Raw genomic sequence first — 25,207 nt, 5'->3', positions numbered from 1 at the left:
GCCAAACAAGAGTACTTTAGGCGTATCAGAAACAGATACATTCTCTAACGGCATTACCTGTTTAGAGACCTCATAAATAAGCAACTAGGTTTCCATACTCAAAATAAATTGCTATATTTAAAGTATGATATTCAAAAAAATAAAAGAATTTATAATTGAAAGCAAAACCAAATCGGGCTCATTTCAATTTGCTGCTATTTTAGCAGGTTTTCTAATCTACTTGATTGTTGCTGTTCTACAATCATAAACCTTCCTCATAGCTTTATTGTTCTAATAAACGCTGAACTTAGCGTATAACACTTCTTCTTTTTGTTAAAATAAAACTTAGTTATTCTAAATGTTCACTCTTAGATGTAACGAAAAATCGCCTTTGTTAATAAAATACATATTACTAAATAGCCAAATTTCATAATATCAAGAAAATTCTAAATTAAATTTATTCTTTAAATAAATATATATAACTAACTAAAAATTAAAGGTTACTTACATCTATTTCAGAATATTGTTTTAAGACAGTATTGGCAATGTTTAAGTATTAAAGCCCTACTATGCTACTAAGCAATTAAAATATAAAAAAATGGGAATATTTAAAGATAGATTGAAATTTAAAATAACAAAAATACAAACGCATCCTACAAACCCGACTGGTAATGTCAACCAATTAAATAAGGAATATAAGATTGATGAACCAACCATTAGAAAACAACAAAATGAAAAATAAAAATTATTGAAAACAAAAGTTGTAATAAAAAATAAAGGGAATTAAAAACCTCAAAAAAAACAGCTAGAAATTTATAGGCTATATTAAAAGGTCTTCTAGAATCAGCACAAAAGAAAATAGTGTCTCAGGCCTATTTTAATCTTGCTGAAAAAGTTTTAAGAAAAAAGTTGAATCAATACGCTATAGATGGGTAACACTCTTTAGCATCTAATAAAAATATCTTTATAATAAAGGTTTTTTTTAATTTTTAAGAATTTAAAAATGAAATCTCGAAATAATCTTAATGACAAAATCCGATTGACAACCATAAAAATCCAAGAAGAATATCCAGAACTAGTAAAATACATAGATGAAATACCAAGAGAACCCATTTTTGTGAGTGATGAGGAAGTTAGTTCTGTTGCACTGAAAGCATATTTAGATTCTCTAAATGAAATCTTAAATAATTATTCACAAAATACTAAACTTCAAGATAATGAAAACAAATAATAATTTAGGTATCTGGATGGATCATTCAGTTGCTAATTTGATTGATTTAAATTCTAAAAATGAATGTCATTCAATTGTATCAAAATTTACTTCAGAAATCAAGGAAGATGCTTTAGTTCGTAGCGAAAGTCTTATGCATAATAAAAGACAACAAATGAATGAAAAATTTTATGAGAACATTAGCTCCCAAATTTTGAAATATAATCATGTACTGTTGTTTGGACCCACCAACGCAAAAGTAGAGTTACGTAATTTCTTACATAAAGATTTACATTTTAAAGATATAAAAATTGATATAGTTTCATCAGATAACATTACGGATAATGAACAAATAGCTTTTGTGAAAAACCATTTTACAACAAATTGATTAATCTGATAAACATTACTGACATACATATAATTGCGGTTTAGGTAATACCCTAAACCGTTTTATATTTAATTTTCAGTAAATAAATTAACTATTAAAAAAAACCAAACTTAGGCCTAAACCTAAAATAATTGCTAATTTTCTGCTATACTTACTACATACTTAAGGTTGTGCGTTATTTACAGATGGAGTTTCAGCCAAGATTTTATTTAAGCGAATGTATAATAGCAAAATAAAAATATGAAAATTTTTGAAAGCGATATGTCTCAAGAAGATGCTCAAAAGGTTTCTGACGCCTATTCTAAAGAAGCAAATAGTTCATTGTTTGGAGTTATATTTCATTTACTAATTTTAATATTTTTTAATTTTCAATTTAAAGAATTGGGATATTATAAATATTTAATTTTACTTCTTCCAGTCATCTCAACAATATATCAACTAAAAAAAGCCATAAACATATTTTTTTTTAATCCTATTCGAAAAGACCTTGAACTACAGAAAAAAATAGCAATTACTCTAATTATTTCTAAAAAAACAGAGGGATATAAAGATTTTGAATTACCTAATGGTTCTGATTGTATTGAGTTTGAAGAAAACCCTTATTTTTCAAGTTTAGATGTTTCAGAAAGTAGTTTTTACAATACTAAGATTGGAGATGAAGTAAATTTTGAATTGAGTAAGTATGGAAAATGGATAATAGCAGTTTATTCCAAATCTAAAAATATTGATTATAATACTTATAAACAGAGGAAGAGTAAATAATATAAAGCAGAAAAAAACAAATTCTTATTTAATCTGAGAAATGATTATTCTATGCTCATAGATTTTAGACAGGTTCTTTGACCTTTTTTATTGTATTTATCTAGGCAATACAGAAACGTAAGTTTCATCATTTGATCTGGTAGATTTTGCAATGATAAGGACTCTTTAAATAGTCTAAGAGAGCCAATTATAAATGTTACTAAAATTTAAAACTTTACCGTATAAAGTAATCTAAATTCTCTCTTTTGTTCTTTCTAGTTATAGCAACAGTTTACTGAGAATCAAACTTAAGCCGTGTATAATTTATTGCTAGTTCTAGCCTACTTACGAAAATCCTCGCGGATTTTCTATTCGGTTTTTATTTCCTAAATTACGTGCTTAACCACGCAAAAAACTATATATAAAAACGTTGGCAACAATTTAAACTAAACAATGAAATTAGAATTTATACTTGACGAAAAAGACTTTTTAGAATATCATTTATTCTCAATTTCTGATAATAAAAACGCAAAAAAAATAGAAAGGATTGGCAAATTTGTTCTTGCCGGTTTCTTCATATATTTCGGTCTGAATTTATATAATTCCGATAATATTGAGTTAGCTATTTTATTTGGCGTCTTGGCCATTTTGTCTGTTCTGTTTTTTAATAAATTTTATAAATCTCGAATGATAAAACATCAATCAAAAATTATTAAAAACAGTTATTCAAAAAGAATTGGAGAAAAAGAGACAATGGAATTTACATCCGACTATCTCATAACCGAAGATAAAACTGGACAAGGGAAAACAAAATTATCTGAAATTGAATGTGTAAACGAGATTCCAAATAATTTTTTTATAAAGCTGTCTAACGGGTCATCTTTCATTATTTCAAAAAAAGGACTTAAAAATTTAGACCAACTTAAGGAGAAATTGGAAGCGTTGAATATCCCAATAATTGAACATTTGAATTGGGAATGGAATTAATTGAGTAAAAGAACCGTTTTCAATAAAGGTTAATGGACTTTTGAGCAAGTTTATGCAAATGGAATCTATTCTAACGTAACTGTTGCGAATTGACTTCCAACTCGGACGGAGAAAAACTGTTGCCAACAAAACCTATAAAAAATAAGGGTTTCGGGCTTTATCGAAAGGTTTGTGTATTTTTATGATGTCCGCAAAATCTTTTGGATTTTGCTTTAAACAAGGAAAAGAAAAAACAAAACAAAAAGACTTTGCTATGTGCGTGGCGGAAAGTAAACGCTAGTTTACTCCCTTACTTTTCATAGCTCAGGCGTTGTAAGTAATTAAAACATTTTTATGGGGAAATTTGAAGATAATAAAGAATATCCCTTTGATGTTGATTCAGCTCCCATTGCCTGGTTAGATTATTCTGAAGAATTAAAAGAAATTGCTGAACTAATCTATTCCAATTCAAGTTTTGAAATTAACAGATATCCAGAAAATGAAAAGACGTTTAGGCTTGAAAGAGGCTATTTTTTAAATTATGGATTCTCCATTGAAAATATTCTGAAAGGTCTTTTGATATCAGAAAACAACTCTTATGTGTCCAATGGAAAATTATCACCAGAAATAAGTTCAAACCACAATCTAGAGGTTCTTATTAGTAAAATTGAGTCCATTTCCTTCAACAAAAAAGAAAGAAAGCTATTATCAATTTTATCTGATGCTATTCCATATTGGGGTAGATATCCTATTCCAAAAAAACACACTAAAATCTCACCTAGATTTACATTAACAGATCAAGTAGATAAAGATTTAAATACTTTGTGGTTTAAAATTGGACTGGTGCTTTATTCAAAGATTAAAAATGGCTGGACTGGCCCGAGTGGTATTGAAACAGGACCATATATAAGTTCAACTTTTGAAAATTCGGAGGAATTTGACAATTCAATAAAAGAACTAAATAAACGGATAGCTAATGGTCAATATAAGTCTGGGAATGTGGATATGACCAAGTACTCTAGGAGAAAATAACTGTGTACAACAAAACCTATAAAAAATAAGGGTTTCGGGCTTAATCTAAAGGTTTGTGTATACTTATAAAGTCGCAAAATCTTATGGATTTAACTTTGGACAAAAAAAGAAAAAGCAAAACAATAAGATTTGGCTTCGTGTGTAGACGGAAACGAAAAGTTTTCTTACTTCCCGCACTACGCTTAGTTCAACCGTTTGGCTACAATGTCACAAAAATTTGTATTTGGTTCGTTTTCGGTGTAAATTAGCATCAAAACATATTTCTTATGGCTAGACAAAGCATATCTTTCACACAACCTAATGATGAGTGGTTAAAGACACAAGTAGACAATCAGGAATACTCAAGTAAAAGCGAGCTGGTGAATGATTTAATTAGACAGGCAAGAAGCCAGCAAGTACAAATTGATTGGATTAAGTTTAAACTAGATAAAGCAGAAAATAGTGGATTTACAAGTGATATCAAATCTGAAATACTAAAGCAGTCTAAAGCCACTCTTAATGGCTAACTATAGATTAAGTAATTCCGCAAAAGATGACCTTATACGAATTCATCATTACGGAGTTAAAAAGTTCGGAATGAGTCAAGCCGACAAATATTTTGATTCATTTTTTAAGTATTTTGACATAATTGCACAAAGACCATATTCGTTCGAATCAGTAGATTTTATTAAAAATGGATATCGAAGATGTGTTTGTGGGTCAGACAGCATATACTATCGAATAAATGATGATACTGTTGAAATAATGGTGATTGTCGGAAAACAGGATTTGAAAAATATATTATAAACTGTTTGTAAAAATACTTTTGCCCACAAGGCCTAAAGAGAATACGAACTCTAGGCTAAGAAAAAAGGTCTATGTATATTTATAAAGTCGCTAAATCTTATGGATTTAGCATTAGACAAGAAGAATTAAAACAAAACAATAAGATTTGGCTCGCAGACCAGACGGAAGCGAAAAGTTTCTTTGCCTTCCCTAATTGCCACAGCCATAACGTTGTGGGTAATTACCAACAAAAAATTATTTTAAGAATATGGTTAAAAAAGTAACGATATTAATAATTAGTTTGATAGGTGTTTTTAAATTATACTCACAAGAATTGAACTACACGAACAATAGGATTGCAGTTAGTTTTGACGGTAATAGTGCCCCAGATAATCTGTACAAGTGGCCTACAGGAGACCCTGATGATTGGGGAGCTTTAGTAGCTTCTTGCGCAATAATGGCTAAATTAGAATTGCAAGATAAACTAGTACATTGTTCCTACAATAATTTCATTGATGCTCCTGCTGGTCCTGACAATGAAAATCAATTAAAAATTAGTGCTGATGGATGTATTGAAAGATGGAATTTTGAAAAAGATGTGTTTTTTGATGTTACGACTCAACTAAAAGAAGCAAAAGTAAATTTAGCAACAGAGATGGGCAAATCAACTGCCAAAGATCCATTATACTTTTTACATGCAGGCTTATCGGAATTTTTATATCAGGTAATAGAAGAGGTAATTGCTCAAGGAAATATTGAAGCACTTAATCATGTCTATCTTTTATCTCATAGTAATTTCAATGAGGATGAAATTCGAAGAGATAATCACCATACTTGGAATGATGTACAAGAATTATGTGGCAATCGTATTAAGTATAAAAAAATTCAAGATCAGAATGATAAAAAAAATCCTGAAAATTTATGGCATTCAATGGATGACTTTTCAGTTTGGTACTGGATGAGAGACCACAAGGATAAAAACATTAGATGGATGTATACACGCATACAAGCACATAGTTTGGGACATGCTGACATTTCAGATTGTGGTTTATTTTATTATTTACTTACAGGTGATGATAATGGAAACCCTCAAAAATTTAAAAACTTTATCGGAAAAGGAATATATAATAATTAAATCAAAAAATAACATACCCACAACAAAAAACTGAGGTAAAAACAAGCAAATTCTTCCTTAATGTGAAACAATCCAATTCTAGGCTCATAGAACCTAAAATCTGACTCTTTGAGCTTTTTTATTCTATCTATCTTCTTTTTGTTTAGGCAATACATAAACGTAAGTTTCATCATTTGGTCTGGTAGATTTTGCAATGGTAAAGGACTCTTTAAATAGTCTAAGAGAGCCAATTATAAATGTTACTAAAATTTAAAACTATACCGTATAAAGTAATCCTATTTTTTTCCTTTATTGATTCTAATTAAATCTACAAATTAAAAAGAATCAAACTTAAGCCGTCTATAATTAATTACTATGTAATTCCCTCGCAGGTATCCCTCGAATGAATTAAATTAGTCGTACGTCGAAAAATTCTAACGGATTTACCGTGACTAAACATACGGAGTTCTAGTTGCTATCGAATTAACTTGTGACAATAATGAAAAGCTTATTGAATTAGACTTTTGGAAAGTTGACTTTGATCCGTTAATCTCTTTTCCAACTTTTGAAAACTTGAACCTTAAATCTCCCAACAATGAAAATACCTAGAATAAAAGGAATAATAGACCGAAGAATTTTAATCAATTACCAAGTTGATAAAGAAGTTTTGGAAAACTATTTACCAAAACCTTTTAAACCTAAATTAGTGAACGGAAAAGGAATTGCTGGAATTTGCCTAATCAGATTAAAAGAAATTAGACCGAAAGGTTACCCAAAACAAATTGGTATTTCCTCTGAAAATGGAGCACATAGGATCGCGGTAGAATGGACTGAAAATGGAGTGCAAAAAGAAGGAGTTTATATTCCAAGAAGAGATACTTCATCAAAACTAAATTCTTTAGCTGGTGGAACTGTATTTCCTGGAATTCATCACTTAGCAGATTTTACAGTAAATGAGAGTGATGGTAATTATGAGGTTAAATTTGTAAGCGCTGACAAAACTTCTCTATCAATTAAAGCAAGTAAAACTACCACTTGGAATGATGAAAGTATATTTAAAAACCTTCAGTGTGTATCTGATTTCTTTGAAAATGGTTCTATTGGATATTCCCCTAACAAGAATAATCATGATGGTCTTAAATTAAAAGCTTATAATTGGAAAGTATCGCTTTTAAATGTTGACTTTGTAAAATCGAGCTTTTTTGAGAATGAAGATATTTTCCCAAAAGGTTCTGTAAAATTTGACAATGCACTCTTGATGAAAGACATTGAACATGAATGGATAGGATTGGAGAAAATTAAAATCTGCACCTAACACGTTATAAAAAACATAGGGCATTTGTACTAAACCGAAAGATCTGTGAATATTTATAAAATCCGCAAGATTTTTTGGGTTTGCTATGTGCTCAGATCAAAATGATCAGCTTGCGATCTACGTCTGCTAAGATTACTGGGAGTCGTTTATACCAAAAAAAGAAATGAATAAATATTTGAAACGCTATGAAAAGTATTAGTCGGCTTATATTCCCGCTAGATTTTATTAGGCCCACATATTTGCAAATCAAAATAGCTTCAAAACTTTAGCATCACGGGTAGACTAAGGCCAAACCATAACATTTCTTGCGCTCTAATCACTCTTAATTAAATTGCTACAATATAGGCTTCAACTGAAACAAAACTCCTAGTTTTACTATAAAATAAAATTCTAAATACACTAAAAATGTGATTCTATGGCGGAAAACATTGATATTAAAGTAGCAAACGCAATGGACTTAGAAGGAATTTTAAAACTTCAATCCGAAAATCAAATATCTCAAGGAGGAACATTGTCTGCCGAATTGAGTCGCAGTCAAATTGAAGAAATGATGATGGATATGCCACAGATTGTAGCTTATATAAATGACGAAATTGTAGGTTTTCTTCTCACAACATCACAGGCTGTACATAGAAAAAGGCAGGTTCCTATTGTAGATACCATGTTTTCATCGTACACTGCAACTAATACCAACTCATACATTTATGGTCCTGTTTGCGTGAGCCAATCACAACGCGGAAAAGGATTAGCGCAAATGATGTTTAATGAACTTTTATATCGAGCACCAAATCGTGAAGGAATTCTATTTATCAAAAGTGATAATGAATCTTCATTGCGAGCTCATGAAAAAATGGGTCTTAAAAAAGTGAGCAGTTTCAACTTTAATACGGCAGAATTTCATGTATTTTCTTATTTATTTTCTTCGAATGAAGCTAAAGAAGACCGTAAATAGTAAGAGTTTTGAACTAATACGCTAAACTCTTGCACCAATAATAACCTAACCAAATCACTAAATTTAAGAATAGTATATGTATAAACTACTTTTAATATCCACCACAATTCTATTTTTAAGTTGGAAGCATGAAAATCCCAAAAAGCTTTTAAATAAACAGACAACCACGGTACCTCAAAATTCAAAAAAGTTCAAATTTGTAATTGCAGAATTAGGCTTAAATTATAGAAGCGAACCTAATGGAACTATATTAAGGAAGTTTGCTAGGAGAGATAAAGTTGAATACCTCCTATTTTATCAGCATGAGCATAAAATAAAGTATAAATACTGCTGCGACTTGAAAAGCAGTTTCTAAGTAAAAACTTATAGTTTGGATTACTAAGCTGTCTAAACAAACACATTGAACCCATGAAAAATAAGAGCTTCGCCTATTATTCATTACTTCGTTTGTTTTTATAATGTAGAAATGTTTTAGATTTGGTCCGCCAGAAAACCTTTGCTTCGTTCCTGGGAATAAACAAAATGTTTTCTTTATTCGGAAATACACTTAAGATTCTAATTGTAAGTGATTTACAAGAAATACTAATTATAAGAAAATTTCATGATATTAAAAGGTATATCTAAACTGTTAGTAGTTCTATTGATAATCAATTTATGTCTAACTTCTTGCAAGGAGAAACAAAAAAATAGTGTTGAAAATTTTACAACTAAAAAAATAATAGAACAGAATTCAGCATTAAACACAGATCTTCTAGTTTACTCTAAAAAAGACCAATTCCCATCTGATACTATAAAACATATTATGAAAGGAAGGTTAACATTAGGACATGAGCTTAGTAGTTTTTCTCCTTGTGGAGATACTAATGAATTTTGGATTTTGGCGGAAGATGAACTGTATGACTTATACTTCTATTTGACAAAAAATAAAAAACCCTACACTCCAATATTTGTAAGAATTGAAGTTATTGATAAAGGAAAATCAGAAGATGGCTTTGCCGCGGATTACAAGAGCACATATGAAGTAAAAACTATTGTAGAAGCAAGAAGCATCTCGGATATAGATTGCAATTAAAAGATCTTAGAACAAAATTTCTAATCCATAAAAGCTCAGGAATTAAGACCTATCAATTAATTTTATAGATAAAAAAGAATTAACCATCTATATTTTGTGTGCCAATAGGCATTAAGAAGTAAGTACATAACAGAACCGATAGTGCTTAGCTCCTGCCCTATCTTTACCTCTTTTTAACCTTGTATGTAATTATGATGAACAGTTTTACATTTGAAATAATAGCTTTTGGAGCACTGCTACTTGCTTATTTTATGCTGTATTATTTATCTGAGTTTGTTATCAAAATAGAATTACAAAAGAAAAAGACAAAAAGGATTTCTAATTGTAAAACTTATAAGAAGATTACACGTCGAGGAGAAAATTTTGAATATGAATTCCCCTTAAACCCTAATTTAGATGAATTTTGGTTGAGACTATTGGCAAAAATATTGGACTACGGGTGCTATTTGAGCTTGTTTTACCTGATTAACACTATTTTAATTGGAAAAAGTCCGTCTCCATTCCTATTAGCATTTTTAGCATTACTTCTTATAAACCCCATATTAGAATCGTTATTAGGCAAAACTTTTGGAAAGTATATACTCGGAATGAGAGTGATTGACGATTATGGAGAAAACCCTTCCTTGTTGACTTCATTCATAAAGAATATACTTCAACTTTTCAGTATCGTTTTTTATATGTTATCAAGTGCAACGATCTTGGAGGATGAAATGTTTTTTCATAATAAAAGAACTTTTACTTACACGATTTGGAATAAAGACCATGATAAAATAGTAACTGAATTAAAAAAATAAAACACGAATTACACTATTAAAACCGGATTAATCATTGCAACCCTATTAATTTTCTTATTCAAAATCCCACTCCAGTAAAATGTATTTGATACAGTGACTATTGTAAATGTATTTCTTGCCTCTGCCTTTATCATTAAACTCTCCCTACTTTTTAAGGTATATCAAACAAACAATAGCCAGACTAATAGCCAATTTCTAAGCACCATTTTCTTTAAACCTAACACACAAAACTTTAGCTTCTTCCATACCTAAAATGCACCAAAATATACACGTTATCGTATTTCTTTAAAAATTAAATTTATTGACTTACATCAAATAATTTTAGGAAAGACACTAGTAGTTTTGCCCCTGAAATTATAAAATAACAATAATGGAACTTACAGCAGTAGCAACATTAAAAAGGGTTGATAATGAGTGTCAATTAAAAGTAGAACAAGCCTTAACACATCTTAAAAACGGAAATGGACTTATTTTAACTGATGATAAAAACAGAGAAAATGAGGGCGATTTAATCTTCTCAGCTCATCATATGACCACTGCAGATATGGCACTTATGATTAGAAAGTGTAGTGGTATTGTTTGCCTGTGTCTCACCAATAAAAAAGCAGACCTCCTTAAGCTTCCCTATATGGTTAAGACTAACACGAGTAGTTTTCAAACCCCATTTACTATTTCTATAGAAGCAAAAGAAGGGATAACAACAGGCGTTTCGGCCAAAGACAGGTTAAAAACTATCCAAGTGGCTAGTGCTGATAATGCGGGAAGTAATGATTTATCAAAACCAGGACATATTTTTCCTTTAAGAGCTAAAGACAAGGGGGTTCTAGAAAGAGAAGGCCACACGGAAGGTAGTATAGATTTAATGAAACTAGCAGGCTTAAAACCAGAAGCTGTACTGTGTGAACTAATGAATGATGATGGCACCATGGCCAACACCGCTACTATTACACAATTTGCATATGAGTATAATCTAAAGATCCTGTCTATTCAGGATATTATTCATTATCGTAAATTTGTAAGAGACTATAACTAGATGGCAAAATATACAGAACTCACAAATTTTATAAAAAAGAATATTGAGATTGAAGCAGAAGAATTAAAAATTGTCTTACCTTATTTTAAAACAATAAAGAAAAGTAAAAACGACATCTTACTGTCCAATGGCAAAAATAGTCAGGTTAGTTATTTCGTAAAAAAAGGCTGCTTGAGGCTCTATTACATCGATGAAGAAGGTAAGGATATTACCCGGTATATTGCTTTTGAAAATCAGTTTGCTACAGAACTGGTTAGTTTTATCTCTAATGAACCTGCACAGGAAACTATTCAGGTAATAGAAGACAGCGAGCTGCTATACATTACTCATGATGATTTTAGACATTTGATGCGTAGCATTCCCAAATGGAGAGAATTTTATACCCGCTATTTGGAAAAAGCCTATGTAAATAATTCAAAGAGGCTCATCTCATTTACGACGCTAGATGCCTCCGAAAGGTATAAACAGCTATTCCAAATAAATCCAAATATTGTAAAGCGTCTACCGAATAAAATAGTAGCCTCATACATCAATATATCCCAAGAAACTTTGAGTAGGATAAAATCCAAAGTTTGATTTTAAAATGTAGAAGCAATAGTATCAAATTTTAAAAAATTAGACTATAGAAAGATTTTCCTGTAATCGTTTCTTTATTGCTTTCCAAGCTCATGACTTTATAAACCAGTTCTACTTTAATATTCTCAATCTTTTTTATTATTTCTGCGGTTTTACAGATGGTTTTAAATGACGCCGGCTAGCCCTCGTTTGCAACGAATACCATATAACAGTAGATGAGTTCTATCTATTAGCCACTCCAGGAAATAAAAAAAAAGAGTTGAAGTTATCATGAAAAAAACCGCAAAAAACTAAGACCCTATTTCCCTTATAGTTGGCAAAATCCCAGGAGAATTTAGCATTTGAAATTTAACGAAAAGTAAAAACTTAAAGAGCAGACTGCAGCGCAGGAACTAATGGCTTGTTCTCACTTACTTGGAAAATTCACCAACTTTTTTATTCCTATTTTTTTCTATATTAGATATGCTAGCAGATCATAAATCATGAGTAAATACGTTGTATTACAATTGGATCATCATCAATAAGCAACGAACCAGCACTTTAATCAGAATAAAAATGAAACATATTATTTTCCCGTTTACTGCTATTTTATTACTGCTATCCTGTAAACAAAATTCCCGAAATACTGGGGATGTTTCTAAAGCAAATAAAATTGAGGAAATAGAATTAAGTTCCAATACCTTAAATGATTCCATTTTAGAAAACAAAAAAATAGATACAGTACTAGTTAGTACCATTACTATTGATACAGATTCAATAAAACATCTAATGAATGATTATGTATTACATGCGTATTATCCAAATAGCAATTATAGACCTTTAGATAGATACCTTTACATTCCCTATATAGTAGAGAATGAAAAAGAATATTACGCCTTTGATCAGTACCCCAAAGAATTAATAGTACGGTTAATACCCACTACTGTAGACACTCTTGAAGTTATTTCAGGAACAGGTAATTGTATGGACTGTTTGGATATATTCAAAATACAAGATAAAAATGAGGTTGAGCTCTTTTACAGCCTAAGTAGTAATAATAAAATAATAGCCCAAAAAGGAAAATTGGATTCCATTTTATCAAAAAGAGACATCTCATTTGAGCTCTTATGGGATTCCAAATATATTGAAGCTACTTTAACAAACTGGGCGGAAGATGTTGAACTTAGTGACTTACTAAATACATATTATTATCTACCTACAGCTGCAACGCTACAAAAAAAACCAAGTATTGAAGGCATTAATAAGTTATTGTTTGATACTAAACAATTGACTACCTACTCCTTAGATACGCTCCAGATTTTATATAACAATCACTTGAATACTAAAGACGTGATAAGAATGGACAATTTTTTAACCAATGACAATGAGGGATATTTTCATAGTGGCGAATTAATGAAGGATATAGAAGAAGATGTATTATTATTAGTGGAGAGCCTGGATATTTTATATATCTCGCAACAAAATGAAATCTTTAAAGTTGCGTGGTTGAATGACTATACCACTGTTTTAAATAGCATTGGAATACTTGACGACAGTCGTGCCTCTATAATCGATAATTATTACACGATAAATGATTGGGCCACCGGCACCAAAACTCGATTGTTTCATCCCGCCATGGTTGATAATGATTACCTTGTAGTTTATGAACTCAAATTGAAAGATATTGACACCTACATTCAATCATCTGCAGAAATAATAAGCTTTAAGAAACCAATGGTAGCAGATTCTATCCAGTAATAGCTTCATATTATGAGTAGCTTATACGATTTTATAAAATCAGTACTATGGGTATTATTGAAAAATAGAACAGAAAATGAAGTTTTTATTTTTCCTCGTGGTTGGCAGAATACCATGGGAAATTAGAAATTGAAATTTAACTAATTACAAGAATAAACGAAATGGAATTTGACCGAACAGGAATTATATTATACACTGTTGCCTATAAAGAGTGTGTTGTTTTTTACGAAGAAATACTAGAGCTAACCAAACTATTTGAAACCACAGCGTTGACATGTTTTGAATTTGGAGAATCTTATTTAATGGTTGAATTAGACACTGCCCAAGATGGTCAAAAAACGGCAGAAGAACGTACTAAGACCTGTTTGCGCATGAATGTGCCCAATGTAAGCGCGCTTGCAGAAAAATTGATAGCAAAAGATATTGTGGTAGATTATCAAGAACATTCATGGGGCACTATTGCTAAGTTTCATGATCCCGATGGTAATTTATGTGCTTTTAAAGACCGTAAAATGTTTGAGGCACAAATTTCAGCATTCAAAAAAGAGCATGGACACTAGAAAACACCAAGCTCTAATTCTTAACGGACATTCAGCAAAAAAATGAAAATATATGCGCTTAGCGGACTTGGAGCAGATGAACGAGTTTTCAATGCTTTAACGCTTGACTATGAATTAATTCCTATTTTATGGTTAACTCCAAAAAGGAATGAAGCTATCACAGCCTATGCCCAAAGGCTAATAACTACCTACAAAATAGGAGCAACTCGTGACTTTGGTATTTTAGGCGTAAGCTTTGGTGGTCTCATTGCTACAGAAATTAGCCAACTAACCACCCCTAAATTCACCCTACTTATTTCCTCCTTGGAAACAAAAAATGAATTAAATGGCTTCTTAAAGCTGATAGGCAAATCAAAATTACTAACACAAATACCAGAACGCTTATTTAAACCTCCAAAAGTTATAGCTCATTACATGTTTGGTACCGATAATATAGAGCTCCTAGACGCTATTATTGACGATACCGATTTAACGTTTACCAAGTGGGCAATTCTAGAATTGTTAAATTGGAATAACGAAACAAAAATTCCTAATTTGATTAAAATTGGTGGAACAAAAGATAAATTACTCCCTCCGAAAGGAACCAATACTATTTTAATTGAAAATGGTGAACACTTTATGATTGTAGATCGCGCTAAAGAAATAAGCCATATCATAAACAAAGCGCTCAAAACTTATCCATTTAAATAATTTCCATAATACGGCATAAACCACTTCATGCTATATTCTATAGTAGTGCACGCCTTTCTTTAAAATAAATCCCCTATATTTAATATGATTACCATAAAGTAAGATTACAACGATCACCTAATGAAAACTATAGCTATGTTACCATATCATAGTCAAAACGAATTTTAAATTCTTCCCATGAGAAACCTTTCTGTTATACTCCTAGTATCGTTATTAATTTCTTGCAATTCTAAAAAAAAGAAAGACCTCACGAATACCGAAGATGGCAGGCCATCACTGAGTCAAATATTCTCAGAATTTGATGCAGATAAAGATGGAAAACTATCTAGAGCTGAAGTTAACGGTCCGTTAGCAGATGATTTTGATGCTATTGATACCAATCAAGATGGATTTTTAAGTGAAACCGAATTAACGGCTGCCCCAAGACCAAAACATGAAGAGGAGCAAATTATAGATAAGAGTGAAATTAATACGACTATAAAAACCTTGGCCATCAATACGGAGTATTTTATTCAAGATAATATTATTGGTGACATCACTCAAGAAAAAATAACCTTATCCGGAATAGAAACGCTGTGCTATGTGATAAAAACTCATTCTCAAGCTACAGAACACCAAATGGGACCTTGGTGTCCCCGTCATATAGAAGACGGAATGGAAAAAGGAGGACTATGGTTCAAAGATGATAAGGTATACGATGTCTCTGGGCATTTTATAGCCCAACTTGATGAATTTTATAGTGATGATAAGTGGAAGTTATACCGAGAAGATGGTACGGTAAAATATACAGAAACGGAAAAAGCTTGTTTAGCTGCGGCAAAGCCTGATGTGGAAGAAGCATATAACAATTACTGTGTAGAATGTTTGCCAGAATATTTTAAAGATCAGGTGACGACATTTTTCATTCCCGTAAAACCAGTATATTTAAATACATCACAAAACTTAGGAAGAACAGGAATAGGAATTGCTTTTAATGGTGTAAATTTTGATCCACCAGCACCCACTCATGCTATACTAGCCGCACATACCATTGCTCCTTTAGATGATCATGGAGGGCATGTAAATCCGCATGGAGGCTATCATTACCACGCGGTTACTGGAGGCACAAAAGAGATTGAGCAACCAGACGTACATGCCCCAATTGTTGGTTATGCTATTGATGGCTTTGGTATCTATGCCTTAAAAGATAAAAATGATCATCTAGCAGCGGACCTTGATGAATGTGGTGGGCATTCTGATGCGGTAAGAGGCTATCATTACCATGCTGGTGCCGTAGGAGATAATCAAATTATTAAGTGCTTACACGGCCTACCTGGATACACGCAAGTACAGGAGTAAATAAAGGATGCTAAACTATGTTGCGCATAACTAGTAAAAGTCTTAAAATATAGAACACGGAGTATCTACCATGAAAAAGTTTACATCTTATATCTCGTTATTAAAAAAAGTAGCTGTTTTTTTATTAGGATTTTTATTTTTTGCAGTTTTTCTAATGGGAGTTAACATTGTTTTTTTTCAAGAAGAAGACAATTATATGCTGGGAGGTATTATTATTTGTGCCTTGGCGCTTTATGTTGGCTGTTACCTTTTAGTAACTGAAGACCAAATGTATTTGCTTAATTTTGGATTGATAGGCTTTGGACTTGCTGCACTAATTAATTACGTTAATCCTGGGGGCTTTGAAGGTATAGCTAGAAATGCTTGGTACAAGAATAATGACCCCTTTATTCCCTACCAAAGCATAAAACCTGTTCAAATAAAAGCTGATGTAGAAAAATGCCAATTGTACAAATATGGCACGTTTTACTCCGGAACAGATACGATCACTAGATATAGAGAGGGAGAAGACGATTACGAAATGATCAATACTGAGTATGAAGGAAAACCGATAAAACTCTTATGGCTAGATGATTGTTCCTACCATAAAATTCTAGAAAAAGGGCTTGTACTTTCCTATATTCGGATGGGAGATTTTGAGGGCCAACACTATACGATTCATTCTTTGTATTTGGATCAAAGTAGTGAACCTAAAACTAGAATTGTACAACCTGTAGCCACTACACCTTAAAAAATTCCTATTGAAGCATTTCTTTATTATTACACTGCAAATTATACTCTTTACCCTTCTGACGGTTATCACTCAAATTGGAGGCCTTATTTATATATTTAGCCTTATTATATCAAAGAAATGGCGTATACCGGTAAAATTTAAAACGGTAACTATTTTTTTAGGGCTATACTTAATGGCTACGCTGTTTCTGGTTCCTATAATTGCGCCACTTTTTGGACGTGAAAAAATAGTACATTCAGAAAAAATACGCCCTACCAACTATATGACTGTATTGCTCAATAGAAATTATGTAGTTCCTGAACTCAATAAACTTTTGCTTCAAACAGCTACAGCATTAGCAGATACTCCAATTGAAATTAGCTATTTAGATGCCAATTTTCCCTTTCTAAATAAATTTCCTCTCCTCCCCCATTTAAGTCATAATGATGGCAAAAAAATTGATCTAAGTTTGGTGTACGAAACTCCCGAGGGCTCTATTGTAAACCAGAAAAAATCAGTGAGCGGCTATGGAGATTTTGTCGCTCCTAAACCTGAAGAATTCAACCAAGTAGAGAACTGTTTGAACAACGGTTATTTTCAATACGACTATCCAAAATACCTGACTTTAGGCAGTATCAATGCTCCTCTTGTATTCTCTGAAAAAGGCACAAAACAGTTCATACAAGCAATACTTAAAAATGAAACCTTAGGAAAACTATTTATAGAACCCCATTTAAAAACCCGAATGGATTTAAAGCATAAAAAAATACGGTATCATGGCTGTAGAGCAGTAAGACATGATGATCATATTCATATACAATTAAAGTAAGGAAATACCTGATATTAAGCTATCAAGGGCATCTATTTTATCCTGCGTAGAATTATAAAAACAACTTAAAGAAAATTTTTAAACCCATCTAATTATAAAAAAAAACAAATTTATGTAAATCATTTTGTTTAGTTTAATTGTGGGATTAATTATGGGGTACGTGGTTACGAAAAACTATTATCAGAAAAAAATAAACGATGCTGAAGTGATTATAAAACAGCAAGAAAAAACAGCAATAACTCTTCAAGAAATAGAAGACTACATGGAAGAGTTGTAGGTGGGTACCAGAAGCGACAGCTTCATAAGAGTATCAATTAATTCCGAACTTGCTAGATTACAACTTTCAACAACAAAAGATACTAACGAGCACTATTCAAAAGCTACAAAATTGATTGTCAAAAATTATGCAGCCCACTTAAAGTTAACTACTGAATATGAACGTATTACTAAGTTATTGGAGTATTATGGAAATGACGATCAACCCTGTCGTGTTAAAGAAATCAATAACTTCTATTTAAGAACTGAAATAGAACAATCTGAAGAGCTTACGAAAGAGGAATTAAAAAGCTATTCATTAGATTATATCCCTAACACAGGTAACAATCGTGATACCTATTACTTTACTAAACTAGTACAGGTAAATACTGGAATGGTAATTATTTCAAATTACGACCAACAATTACTTATAGCCTACTTTGTTTTTGGAAATGATAAAAAAGCCATTAAAGCGTATAGCGATAGTTTTAAAGGAGGTGATTGTTAGCGTCACTTCTAAGTTGTATGAAAATGATTATTTAGAGGTTAAAAAGCGAAGTTGTAAAGAAGGAAGTATTCTCCAGAAGTATCAAAACGTAAATTATTAAAAAGTAGGAACAGTGTCGCTTTAATAATTCCTTAAAAAATAGGCCATTCACCATTAGAAGCTTATTACTCGATTAGTCTATAACTTTTTGAGATGCATATGGTCCTTTTCGTAGGTTTTCTACAAATAGTTTGCTATATATTATATTTGTAAAAAGCGAAAAAGGATTCACCTTAAGGATTCTTTTAAGTTTTATACTAAAAATAAATTCTACTAGAAGCTAAAACATATGAAAAACAATACTAAATTATCTGGGAAAAATGTTCTAATCACTGCTGGCGCGCAAGGTATTGGCGAGGCAATTACAAAACATTTTATTGATAGCGGAGCCAATGTAGCTATCCATTATTTTTCTAGTGCGGAAACCGCTAACCAATTGACAGAATATGCAACGAGCAAAGGGCAAAAAGCGATAGCTATCAGTGGCGATTTGACAAAAGAAACAGATGCGAATGCTTTGGTTGCTAAAACAGTAGAAGCCTTTGGTAGTTTAGATATCTTAATTAATAACGCTGGATCTTTAGTAGCGCGTAGAATGTTAAACGAAATGGAAGCCGAATTTTGGCATGAAGTAATGGATATTAACCTTACTTCTATGATGTTTGTAACCAAAGCAGCTGCTCCTCACCTAGCTAAAAATGAAGCGAGTAGTGTGGTAAATTTAGCATCACTCGCCGGCCGTAAAGGTGGGCATCCTGGGTCATTAGCTTATTCTACTAGTAAAGGAGCTATATTAACCTTCACGCGTGCGCTTTCTGCAGAATTAGGACCTCAAGGTACGCGCGTAAATGCTGTTGCTCCGGGGCTAATCTTAGGAACATCATTCCATAATACACATACCACAAAAGAATCTGCCGCAGCAACAACGGCAGGCATTCCTATTCAACGGGCAGGAAATGCAGACGATGTGGCTAGAGCCGTTATTTACTTAGCTTCAGAATTTGATGGCTTCATTACTGGTGCCACTTTAGACATCAATGGTGGTGTTTATAATATATAATAGTCAATACCAGCTCCGTATTTCATAATACACGGCCTGTAAAATAGAAAAGGCGAGTAACAACGACACAGCGTGTCTTTTCTGTTTAATTCATTTTTAAAGATAAAATATATGCTAAAGACACCAGTAATTCACCCTACAATAATGGAAGCGCTTGCACGTTCTGGGCATTTTGCTCAGGTGGTTATTGCAGATGGGAATTTGCCTGTTGGTGCTATGACCGGTCCTAATTCTACTACGGTCCATTTAAATTTTCGCCCGGGATTGTTAGATGCGCTTACGGTTCTTGAAGGTATTTTAGAAGTATGTCCTATTCAAGGGGCTATCGTTATGGAAAAACCTGCAGAAGCTAACGCAGAAATACATGATGCCTATAAGCAGCTTTTAGGAGATGTAACTTGGGAGGCTATGGAACGCTGGGCCTTCTATGATAAAATAAGAGAACCCGCTACTACATTGATTATTCAAACAGGTGAACAGCGTCGTTTTGCAAATGTAATTTTAACGGTAGGAGTTGTAAAAATGGCGGAAGAAAGTAATTTTTAAGCATAAAAAAAGCCTAGAGATTTTGAAAAAATTTCTCTAGGCTTATATAATAATTTATACTGCTATTTCTGCAGCGACATCCATTCGCTCCCAATTACGGTGCTTTGCAACGGCTGCAATAAAATCTTTAGGATCTTTATTGATAAATACTGCAGCATCATTCTTAAAATCTACAACAGCAGTAGCATCTAATAGCGTTTCTCCTTCATGAGCCACCGCAATAGCTTTACAATGTTTAAAAGCCTCATTGATAAATTTGGTGAATTTTGACTTGGCTAAAAGTGCGTCTATAGACTTTTTTCCGCCTGGAATATAAATAGCATCAAACAATACGCTTTCCGTAGTCATTATCGCAGCATCTACTTTGTGCTCCATTTTTTCATCACACATTACCGTGCCTCCGTGTGGCGCCACAAGCTTTACTACGGCATGCGCTGCTTCTAGTGCTTTCTTCATGGCTTCAAAATCTTTCATATGAAAACCATCAGCAACCAAAAATGCAATTTGGCGTGTGGCTATCGTATCAAATTTTGTGTGTGCCTGACTTAATTCAGGAGATTCCTCTAAATATATTTTTTTCTTTTTAGGTTGATGATCTTCTACATTAGCATTGGCTCCAATAGCTTGGTTGATAGGCCTTTCAATATCATCCGGTACTTTCATCCCTAGGTTATCGGCTACTTCATTGGCCAGCGCTTCATCAATCTGAGCTATAATCCATAGCATACGTGATTTAATATGATCATGCGTACATTTCCCTAACTCAAAAGAATACGCATCAATCACATGATTTTTCTCCCAAGAGGCCAAGCTTCGGTAAAACAATGCTGGTTGCGAAAAATGATCACTAAAGCTTTCACTTCTGGTGCGTATTTTGTGGGCATCTATGCGTTCTTGATAGGATTCAAATCCGCCTTCTTCTACCGAGGATAAATAGGGACATCCGCCACCTAAAGAATTTGGGAAATATGCGGTATTTCCTTTCGGGATTTCCATTTGCATGTGTCCGTCTCTTTGATTGTTGTGTACAGGTGCTACCGATTTGTTTATGGGCAATTGATGAAAATTATGACTTCCTAAACGCGATAGTTGCGTATCTCGGTAAGAAAAAAGACGCCCTTGTAATAAAGGATCATTGGTAAAGTCAATTCCAGGAACTACATTACCTGGTAAAAATGCCACTTGTTCCGTTTCCGCAAAAAAGTTATCCGGATTTCTATTTAAGACCATACGCCCAATAATCTTCACAGGTACCATTTCTTCCGGAATAAGCTTGGTAGGATCTAATAAATCAAAATCGAACTTATGCTCATCTTCTTCAGGAATTATTTGAAGTCCTAATTCCCATTCCGGGAACTGCCCAGCATCTATGGCTTCCCATAAATCTCTTCTGTGAAAATCTGAATCTGCACCACTAATTTTTACGGCTTCATCCCAAGTAACCGAATGTACTCCTAGTTTTGGCTTCCAATGAAATTTTACGAAATGTGCTTTTCCTTCCTTATTAATCAGCCTAAAGGTATGTATTCCAAAGCCCTCCATCATTCGCAAACTACGTGGAATTCCGCGATCACTCATCACCCAAATATGGTTGTGTAGGGTTTCTGTGGTTAAGGATACAAAATCATAAAAAGTGTCATGAGCAGAAGCTGCTTGTGGAATTTCATTGTTAGGTTCTGGCTTAACAGAATGTATTAAATCTGGAAATTTCATAGCATCCTGAATAAAGAAAATAGGCATGTTGTTCCCTACCAAATCCCATGTACCTTCTTCCGTATAAAATTTAACAGCAAAACCCCTCACATCGCGTGCTAAATCTGTAGAACCTTTAGAACCCGCTACCGTAGAAAAACGTGCAAATACAGGGGTTTTTCGTTGAGTATCGCTAAAAATACCAGCTTTGGAATATTCTTCAATACTTTCATACAGTTCAAAGTATCCATGGGCAGCACTACCTCTAGCATGCACGATGCGCTCCGGAATACGCTCATGATCAAAATTGTGAATTTTCTCTCTCAGTAAAAAATCTTCAAGCAATGTGGCACCTCTAGGCCCCGATTTTAAAGAGTTATTGGTGTCATTAACTTTTAAACCTTGCCGTGTGGTTAAGGGCTTATCTGTATAATCTACCTTATAATTTTCTAATTGTTTGTCTTTTTCTGTAGGTGTTCTTTTATCATCCATTGTGTTAGGGTTTTTAAGTGTTTCCAATAGTGGTCTCAATTGGAGATAAAGCTAAATGGATGTAAGAATTTGAACTACCTTAAAAAAAAGAATGATTAACTCAATTGCAAAATTTAGTAATGCTTAAAAATAAAAACGCCACTGCTTACACAGTGGCGCTCATCAACTAAACGACTCAAAATTTTATTTATTCACTATAAATGCATGTATTACACCTGGCAACCAACCAATGATGGTTAATACAACGCTTATCAGAAAAGTAGTTCCTAAACCGTGCTTTAAAAAAACAGCTAATGGTGGTAAAAATATATTTAATAGTATTGTTATCAATGACATAATTAATTGTTTTATTTGTTTCTACAAAACTACTGTAGCTTAGCTGTATAGATTAACTCAATACGATGAAATCTTTGCTAGTATGCCTAATGTTCCGAAAATCCTCCGGTAAATTAATATTCATAATATGAAGGAACCATGGTGTTAGTATCAATTTTATTTATTAATTTAAAGTTAAGAATTGATAATCTTTATTTTTTTGAGGTACTCAATCGGAAAATAACCTAATTTTACCAATCACATTAAATTAATCTCATTGCGTCTATGACTGACAAAAAATTGATATTATGGTTAGTTGATGACGATGAAGATGATAGATCTTTCTTTATAGAAGGACTAGAAAGTTTAGACGTAAATTTTGAGTTGAGAGAATTCGCGAATGGCAAAGAACCGCTATGCTTTTCTGATGCCAATAGTGATATCATCCCCGATATTATATTTTTAGATTTAAACATGCCGGTTATGAATGGTACAGAATGTCTAGAACTAATTAGAAGCCATGCAACACTAAAAAATGTTATTGTGGCTATGTATTCTACTTCTTCTAGTGGTCTAGACATCCAATGTTGTTACGAAAAAGGGGCCAATCTTTATGTAATTAAACCTAACCGATTTCAAGATTTAAAGAACTGTATGCAGAAAATTCTGAGTATGAACTGGTCAGATTTCTTATGCAACTTTCAGAGAGAGCACTTTATCCTTAAAGTATAAGCTGCATCACGCCTATAATTTCCTTATTAACTATTGCTATAAATTTCTACTCTAGATGAGATTAGGGTAACTTTTCATGCATTAGCATCAATCATTTTCTATAAACAAGTTTTTCTTTGTAGGGACTATTCATATATATGGATAGCACTCAACATAACAATTCAACACTTAAAACTAGGACTAATGGGTAAGGATTTAAAAGAAAAAGATGCACAAGAAATAGGAAGACCAGGATTGGAATCGGCCATGAATGAAAAGCCTGAGATCATAAAATCTACTTATAAAGGTAGTGGAAAACTAAAAGGAAAAGTAGCTTTAATCACGGGTGGCGACAGCGGTATTGGACGCGCCATAGCGGTACATTATGCCAAAGAGGGCGCAGATATAGCTATAGCATACCTAAACGAGCGTAAAGATGCGGAAGAAACAGCCGATATGATAGAAAAAGAAGGCCAAAACTGTATCAAGATTAGTGGCGACCTTAAAGATTTTACATACTGCCAAGATCTTATAGAGACTGTGATAAAAACCTACGGTAAAATTGATATTTTAGTCAATAATGCCGCAACACAATATGTAGAAGAAGAGTTCTCTGCAATTTCTATTAAACACTTAGAAGAGACCTTTAGAACTAATATTTTATCTATGATTTACCTGACGCAACAGGCGTACCAATACATGGAAAAAGGGGCTAGAATTATCAATACCACTTCAGTCACCGGATACAAGGGTCATAATGAACTTATAGATTATGCCTCCACAAAAGGAGCTATTACTTCTTTTACAAGATCATTATCTGCACAATTAGCGCCAAAAGGCATTCTTGTAAATGGTGTAGCTCCAGGCCCTATTTGGACACCTTTAATTCCTGCTACCATGACAGGCATAGGAGATTTTGGAAAAAATACGCCTTTAGGTCGTTGCGGACAACCATCGGAAGTTGCTCCTGCGTATGTGTATTTAGCAGCAGAAGACTCTAGTTATATGACAGGACAGATTTTACACATCAATGGCGGTATTGTCGTGGGTGGTTAATGACTACTTAAAAAAAGGACTTAAGAAAAGAGAGAAAATTTCAATACTCCAAGTTGAAATTTTCTCTTTTTTTACGACTGCTCCTCGCTATCCGTGGTGTCCTTTTTTATAGTCAACGGATGATCTTTCTCCCCTAACCCAACAATTCTTATAATATTTACTACGGTATTATACAGCATCAGCACAACAACAATTAATGCTGAACTTAAGATACTAGAAACAATCAAACTCCCATAGTAAATTGCATTAAACCAATTATCCGGAACATTATCAGATTCTGTAATAGGAAGATTAAAGATTAAAAACGAAATCAAAGCGATAATAAAAACCGCGGTGTCTATTTTAGCAATCTGTAGCACATGTAAATAATGATCTCTTTTCAGTTTTGTATTCGAGGCAGAACTCAAACTCAAGAGCGTTAACAGTAAGGCCAAAATAGTAGCGGAAGCCAACACAATGGTATTGCAAAGCATATTTAATCCTGATAAGGAATGTTTAATTAACACTTTTGCTTCATAACCACTCAACTCTCCTAATAAAAAGGTTCCTGTCATGATGGCCACTAAAGAAATTACCCCGCCAATAATTGCTCTTTTTGTATACTTACTGATGCCCATTAGTTCTTTTGTTTTTAAGGTCTGAAAAGTACATTCCTTTTTAGAGCTGCTATACTCTATTCCATATAAGATTTAACACAATCGCAACACATGCAAAGCTCCTAAAAATAATA

29 protein-coding genes and 1 pseudogene are annotated in these 25,207 nt (G+C 32.8%); 27 read left to right on the top strand and 3 right to left on the bottom strand.

Annotation, left to right across the window (positions count from 1 at the left end; genetic code table 11):
* Positions 1–577 precede the first annotated feature (577 nt).
* The 25 genes and pseudogenes from M666_RS20555 (at position 578) to M666_RS14465 (ending at position 20,211) form a co-directional block, all read left to right on the top strand.
* Positions 578–721: a hypothetical protein gene (locus M666_RS20555; protein WP_193353725.1), complete on the top strand. Its 144-nt coding sequence runs from the start codon at positions 578–580 to the stop codon at positions 719–721.
* A gap of 261 nt (positions 722–982) precedes the next feature.
* Positions 983–1,210 (top strand): hypothetical protein, encoded by a 228-nt coding sequence (locus tag M666_RS14590; protein ID WP_029446457.1) that lies wholly within the window; start codon positions 983–985, stop codon positions 1,208–1,210.
* Positions 1,197–1,577: a hypothetical protein gene (locus M666_RS14585; protein WP_029446456.1), complete on the top strand. Its 381-nt coding sequence runs from the start codon at positions 1,197–1,199 to the stop codon at positions 1,575–1,577. The genes M666_RS14590 and M666_RS14585 overlap by 14 nt, the downstream gene beginning before the upstream one ends.
* Before the next feature lie 240 nt (positions 1,578–1,817).
* Entirely contained in the window at positions 1,818–2,339 is a 522-nt protein-coding gene (locus tag M666_RS14580) for a hypothetical protein (protein WP_029446455.1), read from the top strand.
* A gap of 432 nt (positions 2,340–2,771) precedes the next feature.
* Positions 2,772–3,305 carry a YcxB family protein gene (locus M666_RS14575; protein WP_029446454.1) on the top strand — a complete coding sequence of 178 codons (534 nt, stop codon included), beginning with the start codon at positions 2,772–2,774 and terminating at the stop codon, positions 3,303–3,305.
* Positions 3,306–3,638: 333 nt separating this feature from the next.
* Positions 3,639–4,316, top strand: a complete 678-nt coding sequence (locus M666_RS14570) for a hypothetical protein (RefSeq protein WP_029446453.1) — start codon at positions 3,639–3,641, stop codon at positions 4,314–4,316.
* 266 nt (positions 4,317–4,582) lie between these two features.
* Entirely contained in the window at positions 4,583–4,822 is a 240-nt protein-coding gene (locus tag M666_RS14565) for a ribbon-helix-helix domain-containing protein (protein WP_029446452.1), read from the top strand.
* Positions 4,815–5,102, top strand: coding sequence for a type II toxin-antitoxin system RelE/ParE family toxin (locus tag M666_RS14560; RefSeq protein WP_029446451.1), 288 nt, complete (start codon positions 4,815–4,817; stop codon positions 5,100–5,102). The genes M666_RS14565 and M666_RS14560 overlap by 8 nt, the downstream gene beginning before the upstream one ends.
* Positions 5,103–5,349: 247 nt before the next feature.
* On the top strand, positions 5,350–6,216 hold the full coding sequence (locus tag M666_RS14550) for a hypothetical protein (RefSeq protein WP_029446449.1): 867 nt from the start codon (positions 5,350–5,352) through the stop codon (positions 6,214–6,216).
* A 453-nt stretch (positions 6,217–6,669) separates the two neighbouring features.
* A pseudogene (locus M666_RS20900) lies at positions 6,670–6,804 on the top strand (DUF6984 family protein); the annotation flags it as partial.
* A complete protein-coding gene (locus M666_RS14540) occupies positions 6,791–7,510 on the top strand; it encodes a DUF2071 domain-containing protein (RefSeq protein WP_029446447.1) in 720 nt (239 codons plus the stop codon). The pseudogene M666_RS20900 and the gene M666_RS14540, both read left to right, overlap by 14 nt.
* Positions 7,511–7,925: 415 nt before the next feature.
* Positions 7,926–8,462, top strand: a complete 537-nt coding sequence (locus tag M666_RS14535; protein WP_029446446.1) for a GNAT family N-acetyltransferase — start codon at positions 7,926–7,928, stop codon at positions 8,460–8,462.
* 802 nt (positions 8,463–9,264) lie between these two features.
* Positions 9,265–9,534, top strand: coding sequence for a COG3650 family protein (locus tag M666_RS20395; RefSeq protein ID WP_151198068.1), 270 nt, complete (start codon positions 9,265–9,267; stop codon positions 9,532–9,534).
* Positions 9,535–9,725: 191 nt separating this feature from the next.
* Positions 9,726–10,328: an RDD family protein gene (locus M666_RS14520; protein WP_029446443.1), complete on the top strand. Its 603-nt coding sequence runs from the start codon at positions 9,726–9,728 to the stop codon at positions 10,326–10,328.
* Positions 10,329–10,698: 370 nt separating this feature from the next.
* Entirely contained in the window at positions 10,699–11,361 is a 663-nt protein-coding gene (ribB, locus tag M666_RS14515; RefSeq protein ID WP_029446442.1) for a 3,4-dihydroxy-2-butanone-4-phosphate synthase, read from the top strand.
* Positions 11,362–11,937: a Crp/Fnr family transcriptional regulator gene (locus tag M666_RS14510; protein ID WP_029446441.1), complete on the top strand. Its 576-nt coding sequence runs from the start codon at positions 11,362–11,364 to the stop codon at positions 11,935–11,937.
* Positions 11,938–12,492: 555 nt separating this feature from the next.
* A complete protein-coding gene (locus M666_RS14505) occupies positions 12,493–13,674 on the top strand; it encodes a hypothetical protein (protein ID WP_029446440.1) in 1,182 nt (393 codons plus the stop codon).
* Between the two features lie 161 nt (positions 13,675–13,835).
* Complete coding sequence (locus M666_RS14500) at positions 13,836–14,234, top strand: VOC family protein (protein ID WP_029446439.1); 399 nt, start codon at positions 13,836–13,838, stop codon at positions 14,232–14,234.
* Positions 14,235–14,276: 42 nt separating this feature from the next.
* Positions 14,277–14,924: an alpha/beta hydrolase gene (locus tag M666_RS14495; RefSeq protein ID WP_029446438.1), complete on the top strand. Its 648-nt coding sequence runs from the start codon at positions 14,277–14,279 to the stop codon at positions 14,922–14,924.
* A 177-nt stretch (positions 14,925–15,101) separates the two neighbouring features.
* The gene (locus M666_RS14490) at positions 15,102–16,262 is read left to right on the top strand and encodes a YHYH protein (RefSeq protein WP_029446437.1); all 1,161 of its coding nucleotides are present in this window, start codon (positions 15,102–15,104) and stop codon (positions 16,260–16,262) included.
* Between the two features lie 70 nt (positions 16,263–16,332).
* Complete coding sequence (locus M666_RS14485) at positions 16,333–16,992, top strand: hypothetical protein (protein WP_029446436.1); 660 nt, start codon at positions 16,333–16,335, stop codon at positions 16,990–16,992.
* 10 nt (positions 16,993–17,002) lie between these two features.
* Positions 17,003–17,803, top strand: coding sequence for a hypothetical protein (locus M666_RS14480; RefSeq protein WP_029446435.1), 801 nt, complete (start codon positions 17,003–17,005; stop codon positions 17,801–17,803).
* Positions 17,804–18,191: 388 nt separating this feature from the next.
* Entirely contained in the window at positions 18,192–18,566 is a 375-nt protein-coding gene (locus tag M666_RS14475) for a hypothetical protein (protein WP_151198067.1), read from the top strand.
* A 328-nt stretch (positions 18,567–18,894) separates the two neighbouring features.
* A complete protein-coding gene (locus M666_RS14470) occupies positions 18,895–19,665 on the top strand; it encodes an SDR family NAD(P)-dependent oxidoreductase (RefSeq protein ID WP_029446433.1) in 771 nt (256 codons plus the stop codon).
* Positions 19,666–19,776: 111 nt separating this feature from the next.
* Positions 19,777–20,211: an RbsD/FucU domain-containing protein gene (locus M666_RS14465; RefSeq protein ID WP_029446432.1), complete on the top strand. Its 435-nt coding sequence runs from the start codon at positions 19,777–19,779 to the stop codon at positions 20,209–20,211.
* Between the two features lie 54 nt (positions 20,212–20,265).
* On the opposite strand, the gene M666_RS14460 is transcribed toward M666_RS14465, so the two are convergent.
* Positions 20,266–22,395 carry a catalase gene (locus M666_RS14460; protein ID WP_029446431.1) on the bottom strand — a complete coding sequence of 710 codons (2,130 nt, stop codon included), beginning with the start codon at positions 22,393–22,395 and terminating at the stop codon, positions 20,266–20,268.
* Positions 22,396–22,578: 183 nt separating this feature from the next.
* Positions 22,579–22,731, bottom strand: coding sequence for a YqaE/Pmp3 family membrane protein (locus tag M666_RS14455; protein WP_029446430.1), 153 nt, complete (start codon positions 22,729–22,731; stop codon positions 22,579–22,581).
* Positions 22,732–22,995: 264 nt separating this feature from the next.
* Here M666_RS14455 and M666_RS14450 point away from each other — a divergent pair, with 264 nt between their 5' ends.
* Both M666_RS14450 and M666_RS14445 read left to right on the top strand, forming a co-directional pair.
* Positions 22,996–23,442: a response regulator gene (locus M666_RS14450; RefSeq protein WP_029446429.1), complete on the top strand. Its 447-nt coding sequence runs from the start codon at positions 22,996–22,998 to the stop codon at positions 23,440–23,442.
* A 183-nt stretch (positions 23,443–23,625) separates the two neighbouring features.
* Entirely contained in the window at positions 23,626–24,477 is an 852-nt protein-coding gene (locus tag M666_RS14445; RefSeq protein ID WP_029446428.1) for an SDR family oxidoreductase, read from the top strand.
* 71 nt (positions 24,478–24,548) lie between these two features.
* Here the strand turns inward: M666_RS14445 and M666_RS14440 are convergent, their stop codons facing one another.
* Positions 24,549–25,094, bottom strand: a complete 546-nt coding sequence (locus tag M666_RS14440) for a hypothetical protein (protein WP_029446427.1) — start codon at positions 25,092–25,094, stop codon at positions 24,549–24,551.
* Positions 25,095–25,207: the final 113 nt, after the last annotated feature.

The organism is Cellulophaga baltica 18 (genome assembly GCF_000468615.2).
Taxonomy (GTDB): domain Bacteria; phylum Bacteroidota; class Bacteroidia; order Flavobacteriales; family Flavobacteriaceae; genus Cellulophaga; species Cellulophaga baltica.
Note: the sequence above shows the minus strand (reverse complement) of the source record. Positions and strands in the feature narration are given on the sequence as shown.

Excerpts from the sequence above, each read along its gene's own strand:
- M666_RS14550 (WP_029446449.1), top strand. The coding sequence starts at position 5,350 with ATGGTTAAAAAAGTAACGATATTAATAATTAGTTTGATAGGTGTTTTT.
- M666_RS14580 (WP_029446455.1), top strand. The coding sequence starts at position 1,818 with ATGAAAATTTTTGAAAGCGATATGTCTCAAGAAGATGCTCAAAAGGTT.
- M666_RS14470 (WP_029446433.1), top strand. The coding sequence starts at position 18,895 with ATGAAAAACAATACTAAATTATCTGGGAAAAATGTTCTAATCACTGCT.
- M666_RS14455 (WP_029446430.1), bottom strand. The coding sequence starts at position 22,731 with ATGTCATTGATAACAATACTATTAAATATATTTTTACCACCATTAGCT.
- M666_RS14575 (WP_029446454.1), top strand. The coding sequence starts at position 2,772 with ATGAAATTAGAATTTATACTTGACGAAAAAGACTTTTTAGAATATCAT.
- M666_RS14460 (WP_029446431.1), bottom strand. The coding sequence starts at position 22,395 with ATGGATGATAAAAGAACACCTACAGAAAAAGACAAACAATTAGAAAAT.
- M666_RS14570 (WP_029446453.1), top strand. The coding sequence starts at position 3,639 with ATGGGGAAATTTGAAGATAATAAAGAATATCCCTTTGATGTTGATTCA.
- ribB (WP_029446442.1), top strand. The coding sequence starts at position 10,699 with ATGGAACTTACAGCAGTAGCAACATTAAAAAGGGTTGATAATGAGTGT.
- M666_RS14565 (WP_029446452.1), top strand. The coding sequence starts at position 4,583 with ATGGCTAGACAAAGCATATCTTTCACACAACCTAATGATGAGTGGTTA.
- M666_RS14510 (WP_029446441.1), top strand. The coding sequence starts at position 11,362 with ATGGCAAAATATACAGAACTCACAAATTTTATAAAAAAGAATATTGAG.
- M666_RS14450 (WP_029446429.1), top strand. The coding sequence starts at position 22,996 with ATGACTGACAAAAAATTGATATTATGGTTAGTTGATGACGATGAAGAT.
- M666_RS14490 (WP_029446437.1), top strand. The coding sequence starts at position 15,102 with ATGAGAAACCTTTCTGTTATACTCCTAGTATCGTTATTAATTTCTTGC.
- M666_RS14560 (WP_029446451.1), top strand. The coding sequence starts at position 4,815 with ATGGCTAACTATAGATTAAGTAATTCCGCAAAAGATGACCTTATACGA.
- M666_RS20555 (WP_193353725.1), top strand. The coding sequence starts at position 578 with ATGGGAATATTTAAAGATAGATTGAAATTTAAAATAACAAAAATACAA.
- M666_RS14465 (WP_029446432.1), top strand. The coding sequence starts at position 19,777 with ATGCTAAAGACACCAGTAATTCACCCTACAATAATGGAAGCGCTTGCA.
- M666_RS14540 (WP_029446447.1), top strand. The coding sequence starts at position 6,791 with ATGAAAATACCTAGAATAAAAGGAATAATAGACCGAAGAATTTTAATC.
- M666_RS14445 (WP_029446428.1), top strand. The coding sequence starts at position 23,626 with ATGGGTAAGGATTTAAAAGAAAAAGATGCACAAGAAATAGGAAGACCA.
- M666_RS14585 (WP_029446456.1), top strand. The coding sequence starts at position 1,197 with ATGAAAACAAATAATAATTTAGGTATCTGGATGGATCATTCAGTTGCT.
- M666_RS14590 (WP_029446457.1), top strand. The coding sequence starts at position 983 with ATGAAATCTCGAAATAATCTTAATGACAAAATCCGATTGACAACCATA.
- M666_RS14500 (WP_029446439.1), top strand. The coding sequence starts at position 13,836 with ATGGAATTTGACCGAACAGGAATTATATTATACACTGTTGCCTATAAA.
- M666_RS14535 (WP_029446446.1), top strand. The coding sequence starts at position 7,926 with ATGGCGGAAAACATTGATATTAAAGTAGCAAACGCAATGGACTTAGAA.
- M666_RS14505 (WP_029446440.1), top strand. The coding sequence starts at position 12,493 with ATGAAACATATTATTTTCCCGTTTACTGCTATTTTATTACTGCTATCC.
- M666_RS14520 (WP_029446443.1), top strand. The coding sequence starts at position 9,726 with ATGATGAACAGTTTTACATTTGAAATAATAGCTTTTGGAGCACTGCTA.
- M666_RS14495 (WP_029446438.1), top strand. The coding sequence starts at position 14,277 with ATGAAAATATATGCGCTTAGCGGACTTGGAGCAGATGAACGAGTTTTC.
- M666_RS14440 (WP_029446427.1), bottom strand. The coding sequence starts at position 25,094 with ATGGGCATCAGTAAGTATACAAAAAGAGCAATTATTGGCGGGGTAATT.
- M666_RS20395 (WP_151198068.1), top strand. The coding sequence starts at position 9,265 with ATGAAAGGAAGGTTAACATTAGGACATGAGCTTAGTAGTTTTTCTCCT.
- M666_RS14485 (WP_029446436.1), top strand. The coding sequence starts at position 16,333 with ATGAAAAAGTTTACATCTTATATCTCGTTATTAAAAAAAGTAGCTGTT.